The sequence below is a fragment of the Candidatus Spongiisocius sp. genome (genome assembly GCF_965221825.1).
In the GTDB taxonomy this organism is placed as follows: domain Bacteria; phylum Actinomycetota; class Acidimicrobiia; order Spongiisociales; family Spongiisociaceae; genus Spongiisocius.
On record NZ_OZ244917.1, the window covers coordinates 1928603 to 1943753 of the forward strand.

12 protein-coding genes are annotated in these 15151 nt (G+C 67.7%); 5 read left to right on the plus strand and 7 right to left on the minus strand.

The genetic code is table 11. The annotated features are described in order from the left end of the window. Positions 1 to 63: 63 nt before the first annotated feature. Positions 64 to 435, minus strand: a complete 372-nt coding sequence (locus ACOQPD_RS09085; protein WP_420611634.1) for a YbaN family protein — start codon at positions 433 to 435, stop codon at positions 64 to 66. Positions 436 to 615: 180 nt separating this feature from the next. Here ACOQPD_RS09085 and nhaA point away from each other — a divergent pair, with 180 nt between their 5' ends. Then, positions 616 to 1995: a Na+/H+ antiporter NhaA gene (nhaA, locus tag ACOQPD_RS09090; protein WP_420611635.1), complete on the plus strand. Its 1380-nt coding sequence runs from the start codon at positions 616 to 618 to the stop codon at positions 1993 to 1995. A 2-nt stretch (positions 1996 to 1997) separates the two neighbouring features. Next, on the plus strand, positions 1998 to 3425 hold the full coding sequence (locus tag ACOQPD_RS09095; protein ID WP_420611636.1) for a phytoene desaturase family protein: 1428 nt from the start codon (positions 1998 to 2000) through the stop codon (positions 3423 to 3425). Positions 3426 to 3876: 451 nt separating this feature from the next. Here ACOQPD_RS09095 and ACOQPD_RS09100 read toward each other — a convergent pair whose 3' ends face one another. From ACOQPD_RS09100 to ACOQPD_RS09120, 5 genes are all read right to left on the minus strand, one after another. Continuing rightward, positions 3877 to 4911, minus strand: coding sequence for a dihydropteroate synthase (locus tag ACOQPD_RS09100; RefSeq protein WP_420611637.1), 1035 nt, complete (start codon positions 4909 to 4911; stop codon positions 3877 to 3879). 2 nt (positions 4912 to 4913) lie between these two features. After that, on the minus strand, positions 4914 to 6599 hold the full coding sequence (locus ACOQPD_RS09105; RefSeq protein ID WP_420611638.1) for an ASKHA domain-containing protein: 1686 nt from the start codon (positions 6597 to 6599) through the stop codon (positions 4914 to 4916). Further along, complete coding sequence (locus ACOQPD_RS09110; protein ID WP_420611639.1) at positions 6596 to 6934, minus strand: hypothetical protein; 339 nt, start codon at positions 6932 to 6934, stop codon at positions 6596 to 6598. The genes ACOQPD_RS09105 and ACOQPD_RS09110 overlap by 4 nt, the downstream gene beginning before the upstream one ends. Before the next feature lie 19 nt (positions 6935 to 6953). Then, positions 6954 to 7706: a corrinoid protein gene (locus ACOQPD_RS09115; RefSeq protein WP_420611640.1), complete on the minus strand. Its 753-nt coding sequence runs from the start codon at positions 7704 to 7706 to the stop codon at positions 6954 to 6956. Positions 7707 to 7836: 130 nt separating this feature from the next. After that, a complete protein-coding gene (locus tag ACOQPD_RS09120) occupies positions 7837 to 8970 on the minus strand; it encodes a uroporphyrinogen decarboxylase family protein (RefSeq protein ID WP_420611641.1) in 1134 nt (377 codons plus the stop codon). A gap of 103 nt (positions 8971 to 9073) precedes the next feature. Between ACOQPD_RS09120 and ACOQPD_RS09125 the strand changes: the two genes are divergently transcribed. Further along, the gene (locus ACOQPD_RS09125) at positions 9074 to 10312 is read left to right on the plus strand and encodes a rhodanese-like domain-containing protein (RefSeq protein WP_420611642.1); all 1239 of its coding nucleotides are present in this window, start codon (positions 9074 to 9076) and stop codon (positions 10310 to 10312) included. 59 nt (positions 10313 to 10371) lie between these two features. Here ACOQPD_RS09125 and betC read toward each other — a convergent pair whose 3' ends face one another. Beyond that, positions 10372 to 11883 carry a choline-sulfatase gene (gene betC, locus ACOQPD_RS09130; RefSeq protein ID WP_420611643.1) on the minus strand — a complete coding sequence of 504 codons (1512 nt, stop codon included), beginning with the start codon at positions 11881 to 11883 and terminating at the stop codon, positions 10372 to 10374. A 401-nt stretch (positions 11884 to 12284) separates the two neighbouring features. Here betC and ACOQPD_RS09135 point away from each other — a divergent pair, with 401 nt between their 5' ends. Both ACOQPD_RS09135 and ACOQPD_RS09140 read left to right on the plus strand, forming a co-directional pair. Further along, positions 12285 to 12851: a YqgE/AlgH family protein gene (locus tag ACOQPD_RS09135; protein ID WP_420611644.1), complete on the plus strand. Its 567-nt coding sequence runs from the start codon at positions 12285 to 12287 to the stop codon at positions 12849 to 12851. Positions 12852 to 13085: 234 nt separating this feature from the next. Next, positions 13086 to 14879 carry a YfbK domain-containing protein gene (locus ACOQPD_RS09140; protein ID WP_420611645.1) on the plus strand — a complete coding sequence of 598 codons (1794 nt, stop codon included), beginning with the start codon at positions 13086 to 13088 and terminating at the stop codon, positions 14877 to 14879. Positions 14880 to 15151: the final 272 nt, after the last annotated feature.

The window sequence follows — 15151 nt, forward strand, 5'->3', positions numbered from 1 at the left end:
GCCACGCCGATGCCTGGGGTTCTGTCGCCGGCTACCGGGCCAACCGGACCGTTTGCCACGCTCCTATGCCGCGGGCCCGGTCTCGGGTTTGGTGGGTAGCCGGAGGATGTAGACGATCAGGCCGATGCCGAACAGCCCCAGGAGCAACCGCATCATCGGGCTGTCGAGCGCGAAGCCGAGCGTGATCGTGAAGGACAGGGCGATGGCGATCACCGCAACCGCCTTGAGGCGGAGGGTGAACCCGTGGCCGGATCTCCAGTCCCTGATGATCGGCCCGAACACCCGATGCTCGACCACCCATCGATCGAAGCGGGCAGAGGACTTCGAGAACAGGAAGGCGGCCAGGAGAATCGGCCCGGTGGTGGGGATCAGGGGGATCCAGATGCCGACGATGCCGATCGCCGCGAACAGGAGGCCCAGCCCCAGGAGGACCAACCTCAGAGCGCGGTTCTGTACAAGTCCTGTCGACATGGCCATGGACGTTAGGCACGGTGGATGACAACAGAAAGTCGGAAACGTTGCTCGGCCTGAGCATCCGCCCGGTTCGTTGAGGATCGCCAATGGGCGAAACCGGGTGGCCGAGGACTGACACAAGATTGTCTAGACTCCCGAGCCGTGGATCGGACTAGCAAGAACTGGATCGATTCCGATCGGTTCATCCCCGCCAGGTTCGTTCGCCCGGTCCTCCGGCTGACCAACATCGAGGCTTCATCGGGCATCGTCCTGGTGGCAGCCGCCGTAGCCGCCATGGTCTGGGCGAACCTCCCGATATTCGGGGATTCGTACGTGCATTTCTGGCATGACCAGCACTTGGAAGTGTCTCTCGGTCCCATCCACTTCTCCGAGGACCTCAAGCATGTGGTCAACGACGGGTTGATGACGATCTTCTTCCTGGTAGTGGGGCTGGAGATCAAGCGGGAACTCGTTCTGGGAGAGCTCCGCGACCCTCGCAAGGCCGCCCTCCCGGTGGTCGCCGCCCTGGGCGGCATGGTCCTCCCGGCGCTCATCTACGTGGCCTTCAACGCCGGCGATCCGGCCGCCCTCCGGGGATGGGGGGTTCCGATGGCGACCGATATCGCCTTCTCGCTCGGCGTGCTGGCCCTGCTCGGCTCCAGGGTGCCCGTCGGGGCGCGGCTGTTCCTGCTGGCAGTGGCCATCGCCGACGACATCGGCGCGATCGCCGTCATCGCCATCTTCTACACCGCCGATCTCAGTCTCGCATACCTGGGGTTGGGGATCGGCTTCCTGGTTCTGATCGCCATAGCAACGAGGGTCAACGTCCGATCCCACATCTTCTACGCTCCGATGGCCATAATCGCCTGGTACTGCTTCCTGGAATCAGGGGTCCACGGCACCATCGCCGGCGTGATCCTCGGCTTCATCACCCCCTCCCGCTCCCTGTACGACAACCGCGAATTCGACCGCGCCGCGCGGAGAATCGTCGACATCTTCCCGGCCCACTCCGCCGAGCCCGGCTTCCAGGAGAAGGTCGAGTACGAGGCGCGGATGCTCGCGGATGTGGCCAGGGAGTCCATCTCCCCGCTGTCCCGCCTCCAGCACCTGCTCCACGTCTGGAGCGCCTTCGTGATCGTTCCGATATTCGCACTGGCCAACGCGGGCGTATCCCTCGCCGGGATCGATCTGGTCGACTCTGTCACCTCGCGGGTCGCGCTGGGGGTGGCGGTCGGCCTGGTGGTCGGGAAGGCGATCGGAGTGACGGGTTTCGGCTGGCTGGTGGTCAAGCTGGGTTGGGGCCGCCTGCCCTCCGGTGTCGGATGGCAGCACATGATCGGCACCGCAACGCTGGCCGGCATCGGTTTCACGGTGGCCCTGTTCATCGGCGAGCTGGCCTTCACGGACCACACGGTCATCGATCTGTCCAAGATCGGCATCTTCACCGGCTCGATCCTGGCCGGGGTAATCGGCTACCTGATCCTGCGATCGACACCCGAACGCAGCCGGCCCTCCGTCCTGACGGGCGGTGCCCGCCGCTGACCATGGCCGCCCACGACGCGGTTGTCGTCGGCTCGGGACCCAACGGCCTGGCCGCGGCCGTGGTGCTGGCGGAACGGGAGCACCGCGTGCTGGTGCTGGAGGCCGCCGGGACCATCGGCGGGGGCACCCGGACCGCGGAGCTGACCCTGCCGGGCTTTCGCCACGACGTGTGCTCCGGCTTCCATCCGCTGGGCGCGGCCTCCCCGCTCTTCGACCGGCTGCCTCTGGAACGGCTCGGGCTCCGCTGGATCGTACCGGAGGTCCAGCTGGCCCACCCCTTCGACGATGGCGGTGCGGCGGCGCTGTGGCGCTCGCTGGACCGGACCTGCGAGGGCCTCGGGGACGATTCGGACTTGTGGCGCCGGGCCGTGGGCCGGATCGCCACGGGCTGGGATGACTTCGCCGCGCGCGCCCTGAAACCCCTCGCCCGACGACCCTGGCCGGCGCCCGGCTCGTTCCGGGCGGCCCTCCCGGCGGCGGTCTTCGCCCGGCGGTTCCGAACCCCCGCCGGCCGGGCCCTGTTCGCCGGACTGGCCGCCCACGCGATGGTTCCGCTGGAGACGCCGGGCACCGCCGGCATCGGCCTGGTGCTCGGCGCCCTGGCCCATGTCGGCGGATGGCCGATCGCGGAGGGCGGCTCGGACGCGATCAGCCAGGCCCTCGCCGGCCACCTCGAAGCGTTGGGCGGGTCGGTACGGACCGGCCATCCGGTCAGGACGCCCGCCGACATTCCAGGGGCTAAGGCGGTCCTGTTCGACACCCATCCCCGGACGCTGGTCGCCGTCTACGGCCGCAAGGCGCTCGGCCGGACGGCCCACCGCCGGATCCGCCGCTACCGGGGCGGCGCGGCCTCCTACAAGATCGATTACGCACTGGATGGCCCGATCCCGTGGACGGCCCGGGAGTGTCGCCGGGCCGGAACGGTGCATGTGGGAGGAACGTACGGGGAGATCGCCGGGGCGGAAAGATCGGTAGCGGAGGGGGCCGTCCCGGACCGCCCCTTCGTGCTGGTCGGCCAGCAGAGCCTCTTCGATCCGGCCCGAGCGCCGGATGGACAGCACACCGCCTGGGTCTACACCCATGTGCCCTCCGGCAGCACCGAGCCGGTGAGGGAACGGGTCGAGCGCCGGATCGAGCGCTTCGCACCCGGCTTTCGCGACCTGGTGCTGGCGGCGCGGGTCACCGCTCCCCTCGACTTCGAGTCCTACAACCCCAACTACCCGGCCGGCGACACAGCCACGGGCGCCCACAGCCTCCGCCGGATGCTCGGCCGTCCGGGCCCGTTCCGCAACCCCTACCGGACCGGTATCCCGGGCGTGTTCCTGTGCTCTGCGGCCACCCCGCCCGGACCCGGCGTCCACGGGATGTGCGGCGCCAACGCCGCGCTCGCCGCCATCCGGGATCGCCTGGAGGGCGGTCGGCGTCCCTGACTCGTTGGTTCGTCCGGTTATGACGGGTTGAACGGCGTATCGACCTACCTGGAATCGGTCCCGACCTCCGGCCCCGGCCACTGCCGGCGACAAGGGGGTTGAAACTGTCACACCCTTGCTATATGTTGCCGGACATCGCAATTACCAGCGGCTCCGCCGTCGACCGGGCCGTATGAGGGATCAAATCGTTCGAGGCCGCCCGTCCAGGGCTCAGGCGGTCGCGCCTCGGACCAAGGTGGTGGCGGTGGGGGCGGGCCCGGCGGGCGGAGCCCGCCGGCGCGATTTTCGCGTTCTTGCCGGTCCGGGACAGGAGCCGGACCCCGGCCTCGACTCAGGGAACGGCGGCGTCCGGGACGGTCCCGGAGGACGTCCGGTTGGTCCGATAGCCGGCGATGAAACCCCGGGTCGAGGCATCACGGGCCGACCCATCGCCGCCTTTTCTGGCGGCCCGCTACCCGATCGGCGTGTCGAGGCGACCCTTCCTCCAGGCCATGATGTAATTCATGCACATCTCGTCGCGGCCCAGCAGGGTGTCCTCGGCCAGCTTGTAGGCCTCGGAGCCTCGGTCCACCGAGAAGACCTCGGCCAGCGGGTTCATGACGGGGTCGATAATGCCGCTGTCCGCGCCCGCCTCGACGGCCAGGTTGATGAAGGCGGCGTTCATCAGCTTGCGGGCGGGTATGCCGAACGAGACGTTGCTCATGCCTCCGGTGATGTGGATATCGGGCCCGTAGCGGTCCCGGAGGGTACGGATCGCCTCCAGCGTGTGCAGCCCGAAACTGCCGTCCACCGAGATGGGGAAGACCAGTGGATCCACGAACAGGTCCCCGATGCGAAGGCCCGCGCCGAGGGCCCGTTCCACCATCCGGGAGGCGTTGTCGATCCGCTCCGCTGCGCTGGATGGCATGCCGTCGGCGCCGGCCGCGGTGACGATCGCCCGGGCGCCGTACTCGACCGCGAGCTCCACCGCCTCGGTCCGCTCCAGAGAGGCCGAGTTGAGGATGGGCGAGGCGTCGCCGGCTCGGCGGGCGGCCGCCAGCCCGGCCTCGATGACGGTGATATCGGAGGAGTCCACCGAGATGGGCAGATCGGTCAGCGAGCCCACGAAGCCGACCAGCCAATCCATGGCGGCCCGCTGCTCGGCGGTCCGGAGGGAGATCTCGTCCACGTTGACGTCCAGGTAGTGGGCGCCGGTCCGCTCCTGATCGGCTACCACCCGCCGCAGGTACTCCAGGCCCAGGTCAGGGTCGCCCTCTTCCCCCATAGCGGCGTCAACCGCCAGGGCGATGTGCTTGATCCGACCCTCGTCATAGGCCTTGGTGGCCTGCATCGCGGCGGAGATCGGAAGGAGCCCGGCCTCCCCGTCAAGGGTCTCGAAGGTGACGCCTTCCACGCCGTTCTCGACGGCGAAGCGCTTGCCCTTCCGCAGGACGATGCGGCTGGTGTGGACGTTCTCGCCGATGACTACGAATCTCGGTGCGGTCATCGCTACACCAGCTCGGGGACCGCCGGACCGGCGCTCTCGGGGGCCGGCGGGAGAGTGTCGGGCATGGGCTTCATCTGGCATCCCTCCACGAAGATCTCGAAGAAGTCGGGGGTGGTCTCCAGTTCGAGATGGGTCACCCGCTTGGCTAGTTCCTCCGCCCGGGGGCGCCTGGTCCGGTCCACGAGCAGGGCGCGCGCCCCTTCGATGGACGCGTTCCCCACCTTCACCACCCGCTCTTCGGGCACCGGCGCGATGAGGCCGATCTCGATGGCGTTGCGGACGTCCAGGTAGTTGGCGAAGCCTCCCGCCAGGTAGAGGCGGTCGATGCCGGACGGAGTTACCCCGGCGGTGCGCATCACGATGAACTGGCCGCAGTAGTTGGCGGCCTTGGCCTGGGCCAGGTTGCCGATGTCGCGCCTCGAGAAGGTGATCCCCCGCTCGGGGACCAGGTCGATGGCGGCCAGCTTGCGGTCCTTGGCGAACACGCCCAAAGGCGTCATCAGGTCCAGGCGGCGAAGCTCGGCCAGCAGGTCGGTGAGGCCGGAGCCGCAGATGCCGGACGGCGGGGCGCCGCCGATGGTCTGGTAGGAGGCGGCCGACCCGTCGCCGGCGAGCCGGATCGACTCGATGGCCCCGTCGTACGCCCTCATCCCGTAGGTGACCAGCCCGCCCTCGAACGCCGGTCCCGCCGGGCAGGACGCCGCGTAGAGACGGCCCTGATGGTGCAGCACGACCTCGGTGTTGGTGCCGATGTCGACCAGCATCTCGGTCGCCCCGGTCCGGCCCAGCCGGACGGTCTCGAGGCAGGCCACCGCGTCGGCGCCCACATGGCTTGCGATCAGCGGCAGGCCGTAGACGCGGGCCCGACGGTTGGCGCGCAGGCCCAGCTCGCGGCTCGTAGCCAGCAGCGCGGTGTTGGGGCGACGGCCGTCCAGATACTCGTGCTCGATGAGCGACTTGTAGGGCTTCTGGCCGATGCTCTGGACATCGATGCCGAACAGGATGTCCCGCATGGTGGAGTTGGCCGCCACCACGATCTCGTAGACATGGGGAGGGCGCTTTCCGACGTGGCCGACCATCTCCCGGATACCCTGGCCGACGGCCGCTACGGCGGCGTTTCGCAACTCGCCGGCCACGCCCCGCCGAGCCTCGTAGGAGATACGGTTCATGACATCGCTGCCGCCGAACTGCTGGGGGTTCTCGAAGCTGGTGACGGAGACGGTCTGGCCCGACTCGAGGTCAACCAGTTCCAGCACCACGGTGGTGGTTCCCAGGTCGACCGCCACGCCGAGGATGGCCCCGCGGTAGGTGTCGATCACCTCGCCCCCGTACCGGACCTGGTCGCCCGTCCTGATCACCATCGGGTCGAGCCGTTCCTCCGGGTCGGGGCGCCGGCGGCCTGATTCCAGGATCCTCGGGCGGCGGCGGAGCGGCTCGAAGCGGATCGGATGCTCGTCGCTCACGATCCTGGCCTGGCAGGCCAGGCGGAAGTCGCCCCGGAGGAAGCTCTCCGGCTCGGTGCGTGGTGCCAGCGACTCCATGCCCTCGGCCACCTCCACCACGCACTCGTGGCACCGGCCGGTGCGCAGGCAGGAGGTGGGAACCTCGACCGACAACTCATCGGCGTAGTCGAAGATAGTCCGGCCGATCCGTAGTTCCCTGGTCGTGCCCAGGTGGGAAACGGTCACGCCTGTGGCTCTTCTCCGGCTGCCTCCCGCCGGCGGGAGGAGGCCTCCTCCTTGATGGCGGATATCTTCGCGATGGCCCTCTGCCGTGAGCGGGGGTGGCTTTCCCAGGCGGTGCGGTAGTCGAAGGTCCCGTCGTGGCCGCAGGTCAGCAGATCGGCTTCGGGGTCCGCCGCTATCTGGTTGCGACACCTGAACAACGCCGTGCATAGGTCGTGGCGGTCCCGGTAGGGGCAGCGGGTGCGGGATGACACCTCGGCGTGGCCGACGATATCGGTGAAGAGGCGGCCGATCCGGTCGAGCCGTTCCTGGAAAGCCTGCTGGTCTTGGTCCGCCATGGTGTGGCTCGGGTTGGGGTCAGCGGCGGACTTCGAGCGCCAACTGCTTGGCCAGCGCCACGCAGTCCAAGGCGTCCTTGCCGTAGCCGTCCGACCCCACCTCTTCGCCGAACTCCGGAGTCACCGGAGCTCCACCCACCATGAACCGCACCTGCTCCCGGAGGCCGGCGTCCTTGAAGGCCTCCACCGTCCTGGCCATGTTAGGCATGGTGGTGGTGAGGAGGGCCGACATACCGATCAGGCGGGCCTCGCTGTCCTTGACAGCGGCGAGGAACTCGTCCGGCGAGGTGTTGACGCCGAGGTCGATCACCGTGAACCCGCCGCCGCGGAGCATCATGATGCAGAGGTTCTTGCCGATGTCGTGCAGGTCCCCCTGGACGGTTCCCATGATGACGGTACCGATCGGTTCCACCCCGGAGGCGGCCAGGATGGGCTCGATATGGGCCATACCGGCCTTCATGGCCCGAGCCGACACCAGCACCTCGGGGACGAAGACGAATCCCTCCCGGAACTTGATGCCCACGATCCCCATGCCGGCGATCAGGCCGTCGTCCATGATCTCCAGGGCGGGCACGCCGTCCGCGAGGGCTGCGGAGGTGAGCCGGTCCACAGTCTCGTTGTCCCCCTCGATGAGGGCGGCGGCGATGTCCTGCATGGCCGGAGAGGCGCGGCTGAACAACTCAACGTTGCGTTCGATCTCTTCGGGCCGCTCGAGGAACTCCTCGATTTCAGCCCTTATCGTCTCGTTCGCTATACCGGATAGCTGAACCATTGGAATCGATCAATCCTGCTTAATCGGTTGGAAGCGGTTTTCTGGGAGACCCATACGAACTCGGAAAGGCTACCCCGATCAGGTCGGGCAGGCAAAGGTGGCGGGGACCGGCGATCTCCCGTCGGCCGGGCTAGCCGTCACCACCGGCCTCCGGCGGATCGTGGACCACGAACCGGCCGTCGGGGCGGTGAGCGTTGGAATAGTCCCGGGCGGAGTCGGCCAGTGCCGCCAGGACCTCCATCTTCGTCCCGAGCGGTACCGAACCCTCGGGCGCCACTCCCTGCACCCCGGCGTTGAGCACGGTCATGCAGGCCTCGTAGCAGTCCTCGTAGTTACCGCTGAACAGGACGGTCGGGTTGTTGATGTTGCCGAACAGCGACATGCGGTCACCGGCGATCTCCTTCGCCTTGACCGGATCGACCTGGGACTCGAAGTGGAAGCAGTCCCAGCCCGCCTCGGCGAAATAGTCGATGCGATCGGTGGTCTCGCCACAGCAGTGGAGGATGCTGGGACCACCCACCTCGGCCTGAATCTGCTGGTGCATCTCGAGGAGGAAGTCCCTATACATATCGGGGCTCACCAGCTCCCGATTGGCATGATCGCACCACATGATGGCGTCGGCGCCGGCCTCGAGCTGGGCGTGGGCCGACATCATCGACGCGGGCAGCAGGACCTCCAGGTAGCGGCGGATCTTGTCGGGATCGAGGATGGTGTCCATCAGGAAGTTCTCGATGCCGACCATGTGGAAGCCCACCGACCAGGCCCCGTAGACCTTGCCGACGATGCCCACGTCCGGGTAACGCTTCCTGAGCAGGCGGATGGCGCCGAGAGCCGCCTTGAAGGAGCGCCGCTCCAGGTAGTCGGACGGGACCTTGAAGTCGTCGGGGTCGGTCAGGACGTGGTCGTCGACCGCCGGCCAGTTGTCCTTGGTGCCCCACCACGTGGAGGCGTCCAGGGCGTCGGCTTCGAGCTGGGAGTGGAAGACGGGCATCACCGTGTCGAGCCCCAGGTTCTCGTGGGCGGTGGCGGCCAGCCGGGCCATCTTCTCGGCGTCCAGATGGGCCTCGGGGAACTCCGCGTCGGCGATCTCCATGGCTTCGAGGGTGATCACCGAGCTCAGAGTCATGGCCGGAACCTTGTCCACCCGCCCGCCGTACAGGGCGGACAGGAAACGCCGGCGTGGGGTCATCCATTCGCCGCTGAGTCGGGGGTACTGCTCTTCGGTCATGCTTGCCTCGCTCCGGGTGCGGAAAGGAGTATCCAACAGGAATCCTATCCGCGGCGGTCGAACCGGTCATATCCGGCGTGGCTCACCGGATAGCTACCTGTGGAGCGGGGATAGACTCGCCCGACCAGGGAGGTTTGACGTGAACGACCAGAGAGAAGAGCCCAAACCCGACGGCTCGTGGGAGGAACGCTCCGCCGGGTTCGCGGAGTTGGGCGACCTGTTGCGATCCGGTTTCAAGGATGGCGGCGAAGGACCGGCGGCGGGGGCGGAGCTCCGCTCGGCGTGGAGCGGCTTCGTGGACGCCGCTCGCGACTTGGGCCAGGCGCTGGCGGCGACCGCCAACGATCCCGAGGTCCGGGCGAGCATGAAGAATGCGGTGCAATCGCTGGTCGACACGGTCGGGGCGGCTGCTCGCGATGCCGCCGACACGGTCGGAACCGCCGCCGAACGGGTCCGCCAGACCGCCGAGAGACGCAAGGCAGGGACCGGAGACACGGACGGCGGCGCCGAGCGTCTCGCCCCGCCCATCGTCACCTGTGGCTGGCTGGCGGACCATCTGGACGACCCCGATGTCCGGATCGTGGACACCCGATGGTTCCTCGGACAACCGGGCGCCGGACAGGTCCGGTACGAGGAGAATCACCTCCCCGGAGCGGTGTTCATGGACCTCGACAATGACCTGGCAGCTTCAGAAGGTCCGGGTCGCCACCCTCTCCCGGCCCCGGACGACCTGGCCGGGCTGCTGGGCCGCCACGGTATCGGCAACCAACATCACGTGGTGGTCTACGACCAGGGGCCCGGAGCCATAGCCGCCCGCCTCTGGTGGATGCTCAGGAGCGTCGGTCACGAACGGGTGAGCGTGCTCGACGGCGGATACGGCCGCTGGTCCGGCCAGAGCCATCCGCTTACCACGGACTCACCCGACATCGTCCCCACCACCTACGAGACCGGGGAAGGCCCCACCCTCACCATCGACCGCGACCAGCTCCTGGCCCGCCTGGGAACAGCGCAGGTAATCGATGCTCGGGAACCGGAGCGCTACCGCGGGGAGACCGAGCCGATCGACAGCGTGGCCGGTCACATCCCGACCGCCCTGTCGGCGCCCACGGCCGACAATGTCGGCCCCGACGGCACCTTCAAGCCGGCCCACGTGCTGGCCGCCCGGTTCTTCGAAATGGGCCTAGACCAGGATACGCCCGTGGTGAGCTACTGCGGGAGCGGGGTCACCGCCTGCCACAACCTCTTGGCCCTCCACGTCGCCGGCTACCCGGAGGGGATCCTCTATCCAGGCTCCTGGTCGGACTGGTCCGCCACGGGAATGCCGGTGGCCGTAGGCCCCGCACCCGGCCCACTCCCAGAGCGCCAACAAGAGAGCTGACTCCGCGAAACGGAAGAACCGGCGCTCCCGGAGCGGGCCTTGACCGGCGCGGGCGCCCTTCAGATCCTAGGAAATCGACTGCGCGGACCGGCTTCTGCCCAGTCCATGTGGTTGCGGACGTATTCATTGGCGGCGTCCCGCGGGGGCGAGTAGTCCCAGTGATGGGGCTCGCCGATCGCCAATGCGGCGTTGAGTACCCGCCGGGTCCGCTGGTAGGCCAGCACACGTTCCCGGATCGCCGCGCTGTCCCAGCGTCGGGTCACCTCGGCGGCGAAAGCCGTGACCAGGCCGGTGTGAGCGGGATCGACGGCCAGATTGTTCCGTTCCATCGGATCGGACGCGACGTCGTACAGCAGTGGTGGATCGGAGTCGCAGTGGATGTACTTGTGGGTACCCCTGCGGATCATGTACATCGGATCCGAGACCATGGCGCCCATGTACTCGGCGGTGGTCTCGTCCGCAGGGCCTACCCCGCCGGTAGCGCTCTCCCACAGGCTACGACCGGCGGGCGGGGTGGCCTGTTCGGGCCATGGACCGCCGCCAGCGGCCATGTCGAGCAGGGTCGGGAGCAGGTCGAGGAGCGAGCAGGCGTTGGGGACGGTGCGGTCGGCGATGTCCGGTCCCGCCATGATGAAGGGGACCCGGGCCGATCGCTCGAAGAAACACCGCTTGAACCAGACCCCCCGGTCTCCCAGCATGTCGCCGTGGTCGGCGGTGACGATCACCACCGTGTCGTCGAGACGCCCCGTCTCGTCGAGCACCCGGACCAGGTTGCCGACCCAAGAGTCGAAGTAGCTGGTGTTGGCGTAGTAGGCGTGGCGAGCGTTGCGGGACAAGGCCTCGGTGTAGCCGGGGCGATCCGCTCCGATGCCTTGCCGCAGACGGAGGGTATGCGGATCCATACCGCAGGGCGGGGCAGCGTCGGGCAGGTCGATGTCGTCGTGGTCATAGAGGTTCCACCACTCCGGTCGGGCCAAGTAAGGATCGTGCGGGTGGGTGAACGAGACGGCGAGGAAGAACGGGCGCTCGTCAGTGTCTCGCGCCAGATCGTAGAGATGCCGGACCGCGGCGACACCCACCTCCTCGTCATAGTCGATCTGGTAGGTCGCCAAGGCCTGGCCGGCCTCAGGCAGGAATTCGATGCTGTTGTACCAGTCGTTTATCCAGCTCTGCGATGCGTTCCAGTCGGGAGTCCACCCGAAGTCAGCCGGGTAGATGTCGGTGGTCAGCCGCTGCTCGAATCCGTGCATCTGGTCGGGTCCCACGAAATGCATCTTCCCCGACAATGCGGTGCGGTACCCGGCGATGCGCAGGTAGTGCGCGAATGTGGGAACCGAAGCCGGCAACTCGGAGGCGTTGTCCCATGCTCCGATGGCCGATACAGGCTGCCCCGTCAGCATGGCGAACCGGGACGGAGCGCACAGCGGAGACGGGCAGTAGGCCGCATCGAACCGAGCCCCTCGCTCTACCAGGGCTTCCATCGCCGGTGTCAGCACCAGCGGGTGCTCGTAGGCCCCCGTGAAGTGCGGTGCCAACTGGTCGGCCATGACAAGCAGGACGTTCGGCTGCATCGAGACCGTAGGCTACCGGCGGCGCCAACCACCGGCTTCTCCCGCCGGACGCGCGTCCGGCGGCTAGCGGTGGGCCGGCGCTAGGGCGATCGACACGTCGGTGGCTAGGAATAATGTGGACAGCCCCACCATGAGGCCGGTTGTCCTTCGGGGCTGGATGACGTTGGATCTTTCGAAAGACGCAGCAGGCCTCGGCGCGCACGGAATCGGTATGGGCTTGGACGTAGCCCTCGGTGGCAGTAGCCACTTCTTTTTCCTTCCTAGTCATCCTGTTTACCTCGCGCCTACCGTGAGTATATGGCTGGTACCTGACAGATGGGCAGGCCCGGGCGGCGGTACGGGTGCTCCGAATGTGGGAAGATCGGGGGGATATGTCGGGTTCTGGGAGCGTTGCCGGGGACTTGCCCGAGGGCTTGGAGGAGGAGTTCACCTCTTTGGCGGGGCGGTTACTCGTCGCCATGCCGGGGATGGCCGACGCCAACTTCAGCAGGACGGTGGTGCTGATGATCGAGCACACGCCGGAGGGGGCGGTCGGGTTGGTGCTGAACCGGCCTACGGAGGCCGATCTGCTGGATCATCTACCCGGGTGGTGGACGGCGGCGGTGAATCCGCGGGTGGTGTTCGCCGGTGGTCCGGTCGGTGAGGGCGGTGGTCTGGGTCTGGCCAGGGGGGCCGGGTCGCAGCCTTTGGAGGGATGGCCGGAGGTGGTGGGTGTCCGGGTGGTCGATCTGGAAGCCGAGCCCGGCGTGGACTCGGGTCTGGAGGCCCGGGTCTTCTCCGGATACAGCGGGTGGGGTCCGGGGCAGCTCGAATCGGAGTTGGAGGCTCGGGGATGGTTCGTGGTCGACGGCGAGCCCGAGGACGTGTTCACGTCCCAACCGGAGCATCTTTGGCAGGAAGTGCTGAAGCGGGCGGGCGGCCGCTACGCCTTCTTCGCCACCTACCCGGAGAACCCCCGGCTCAACTAGCAGGGCAGCGGTGGCCCTCTTCGTCCAGATGGTCGAGGGCCGAAGCTCCTGATCAGCGTTCAACGACCGGTCAACCCGACCACCGTTTTCGTGCCGGACTGGGTTACGACCGAAGACTCCGGCCGTGCGGGAACCATTTCGGGCGCCCTGAACGTCTATGCAATATGAGCGGTTATGCAATATGAGCGGTTGACGACCGCTCCCGCAATAGGGACGTTCCAGGGAGGGAAGACGATGCATAGGCCCAGGACATTGGGACTCAGGATCATACGGGGAGCTGCCTCCTTACGGGACGGGAAGCGGACCCTCATCCATGTCGCTGCGGCGGGGCTGCTGGTGTTGGGAGCGGCCGCATGCGGCGAGGACGGCTCCGAGGCTGCGACCGCCGCCACCGTGACGACTGCGGCGTATGCCGAGACCGAGGCCACGATCCACTACGAGTCGGCGGCCGCCACTACCTACGCCGCGGCGCAAGCGGCGACTACCACGGCCGCGGCCGCCATGTTGGAGGAAGCCGCCATGGAGGCTGCGGGCAACTACCGGGCGGCGCCCATTGCGACCACCACCGATGCGGCCTTCATCGCGCCGGATCCGTCGGCCACGACCTTCAGGGACTACCAGCAGTCGCAGTTCGTGCCGACTTCGGAGGACCGTACCTCGACCTTCAGCCTCGACACCGACCTGACCTCTTTCCAGCTGGCCCTCAACTGGGCCCGCCAGGGATACCAGGTGGATCCGGACTCGGTGAGGGCCGAGGAGTGGATCAACGCCTTCAGCTACGAGTACGAGCACCCTCGGCATCTGGACAGCTTCGCCATCGTCACCGATCTGGTCAGGCATCCGCTGGACGGCCGCAAGCATCTGGCGCGTATCGGCTTCCAGGCCCCCGAGTTAAGGGACGACCGGCCCCTCAACGTGACGCTCGTGCTCGACGCGTCCGGCTCGATGCAGGAGGGCAACCGGGTTGCGATCGCCCGAGAGGCAGCCGAGAGCATCCGGCTGGGCCTGCGAAGCAGGGACCGGATCGCCGTGGTCCATTTCACCGAGCACGTCATCGACGGGTTGACGGTCGGGCACCTGTCCCCGGACGATCGGGAGGTGAGGGACTCGATCCGCCGTCTGACGCCGAACGGCAGCACCAACGTGCAGGCCGGCTTGGACGAAGGCGTCCGGCTCGCCGACCGGGTCCGGAGGCAGCGACCCGACGCTTACAACTACATCATCCTGATGTCGGACGGCGTGGCGAACGTGGACGCCACCGATCCGTTCGCCATACTCGAGTCGTCCTACGACGCCGACAGCGGCAACCCGCTGCGCCTGATCACCATCGGGGTGGGGATCAGCAACTACAACGACTACCTGCTCGAGCAGTTGGCCCAGTACGGGAACGGCTGGTACCGGTACCTGAGCGACACGGATCAGGCCCGCTCGACGTTCAGCCGTGACAGCTGGCTCGCACTGTCGGTGCCCTTCGCCGACCAGACCAGGGCGCAGGTGACCTGGAACGACCGGGTGGTGTCCTCCTGGCGGATGATCGGCTACGAGAACCGGATCACTTCCGACGCGTCGTTCGTGGAGGACCGCAAGGAGTTCGCCGAGATCCCGGCCGGGGCGGCGACGACGGTGTTCTACGAGCTCGAGTTGAGGGACTGGGCACGGCAGGGTCCCGCTCGGACGGTCGAGCTGGCCGACGTCGACCTCAGGTGGGTGACCCCGGTGAGCGGTATGTCCAGCCGGCAGTCGACCACCCTGAGCTTGCGGCCGGATGTGGAGTTCCAGGCCGCCGATCCCTTGCTGCAGTTCGGGGCGGTGGTCGCTCTGGCTTCGGATCGCTACGCCAGCCTCCCGTACGTGGAGGCGGATGCGGGGTCGGTCGGGAGCGACCTCTGGGCGTTGACGGACCGGCTCCAGCCCCTGGACAACCATCTCGGCGGGCTGGACTCCTTCAACGACTTCGCCTTCGTCCTGGACCACATCGCGGCGTACGTTCCGACCACGAGCAAGGACAGCAGCGGTTACAGCCGGTAGCCGGCTACAAGGGGGTTGAAACTGTCACACCCTTGCTATACGTTGTTTGATGCTGCAATTACCAGCGGTCCGGCACTGACGTCGACCGGGCCGTGTGAGGGATCAAATCGTTCGAGGCGCCCCGTCCAGGGGCATGGCGGGCCGCGCCTCGGACCAAGGTGGTGGCGGCGGGGGAGGGCCCAGCGGGCGGAGCCCGCTTGCCGCGATTTTCGCGTTCTTCTCCGATGCGGGACGCTGGTGGTTTGCGTGTGGGACGGCGGGGGGCGTGAGGC

Excerpts from the sequence above, each read along its gene's own strand:
- ACOQPD_RS09095 (WP_420611636.1), top strand. The coding sequence starts at position 1,998 with ATGGCCGCCCACGACGCGGTTGTCGTCGGCTCGGGACCCAACGGCCTG.
- ACOQPD_RS09100 (WP_420611637.1), bottom strand. The coding sequence starts at position 4,911 with ATGACCGCACCGAGATTCGTAGTCATCGGCGAGAACGTCCACACCAGC.
- ACOQPD_RS09110 (WP_420611639.1), bottom strand. The coding sequence starts at position 6,934 with ATGGCGGACCAAGACCAGCAGGCTTTCCAGGAACGGCTCGACCGGATC.
- ACOQPD_RS09115 (WP_420611640.1), bottom strand. The coding sequence starts at position 7,706 with ATGGTTCAGCTATCCGGTATAGCGAACGAGACGATAAGGGCTGAAATC.
- betC (WP_420611643.1), bottom strand. The coding sequence starts at position 11,883 with ATGCAGCCGAACGTCCTGCTTGTCATGGCCGACCAGTTGGCACCGCAC.
- ACOQPD_RS09140 (WP_420611645.1), top strand. The coding sequence starts at position 13,086 with ATGCATAGGCCCAGGACATTGGGACTCAGGATCATACGGGGAGCTGCC.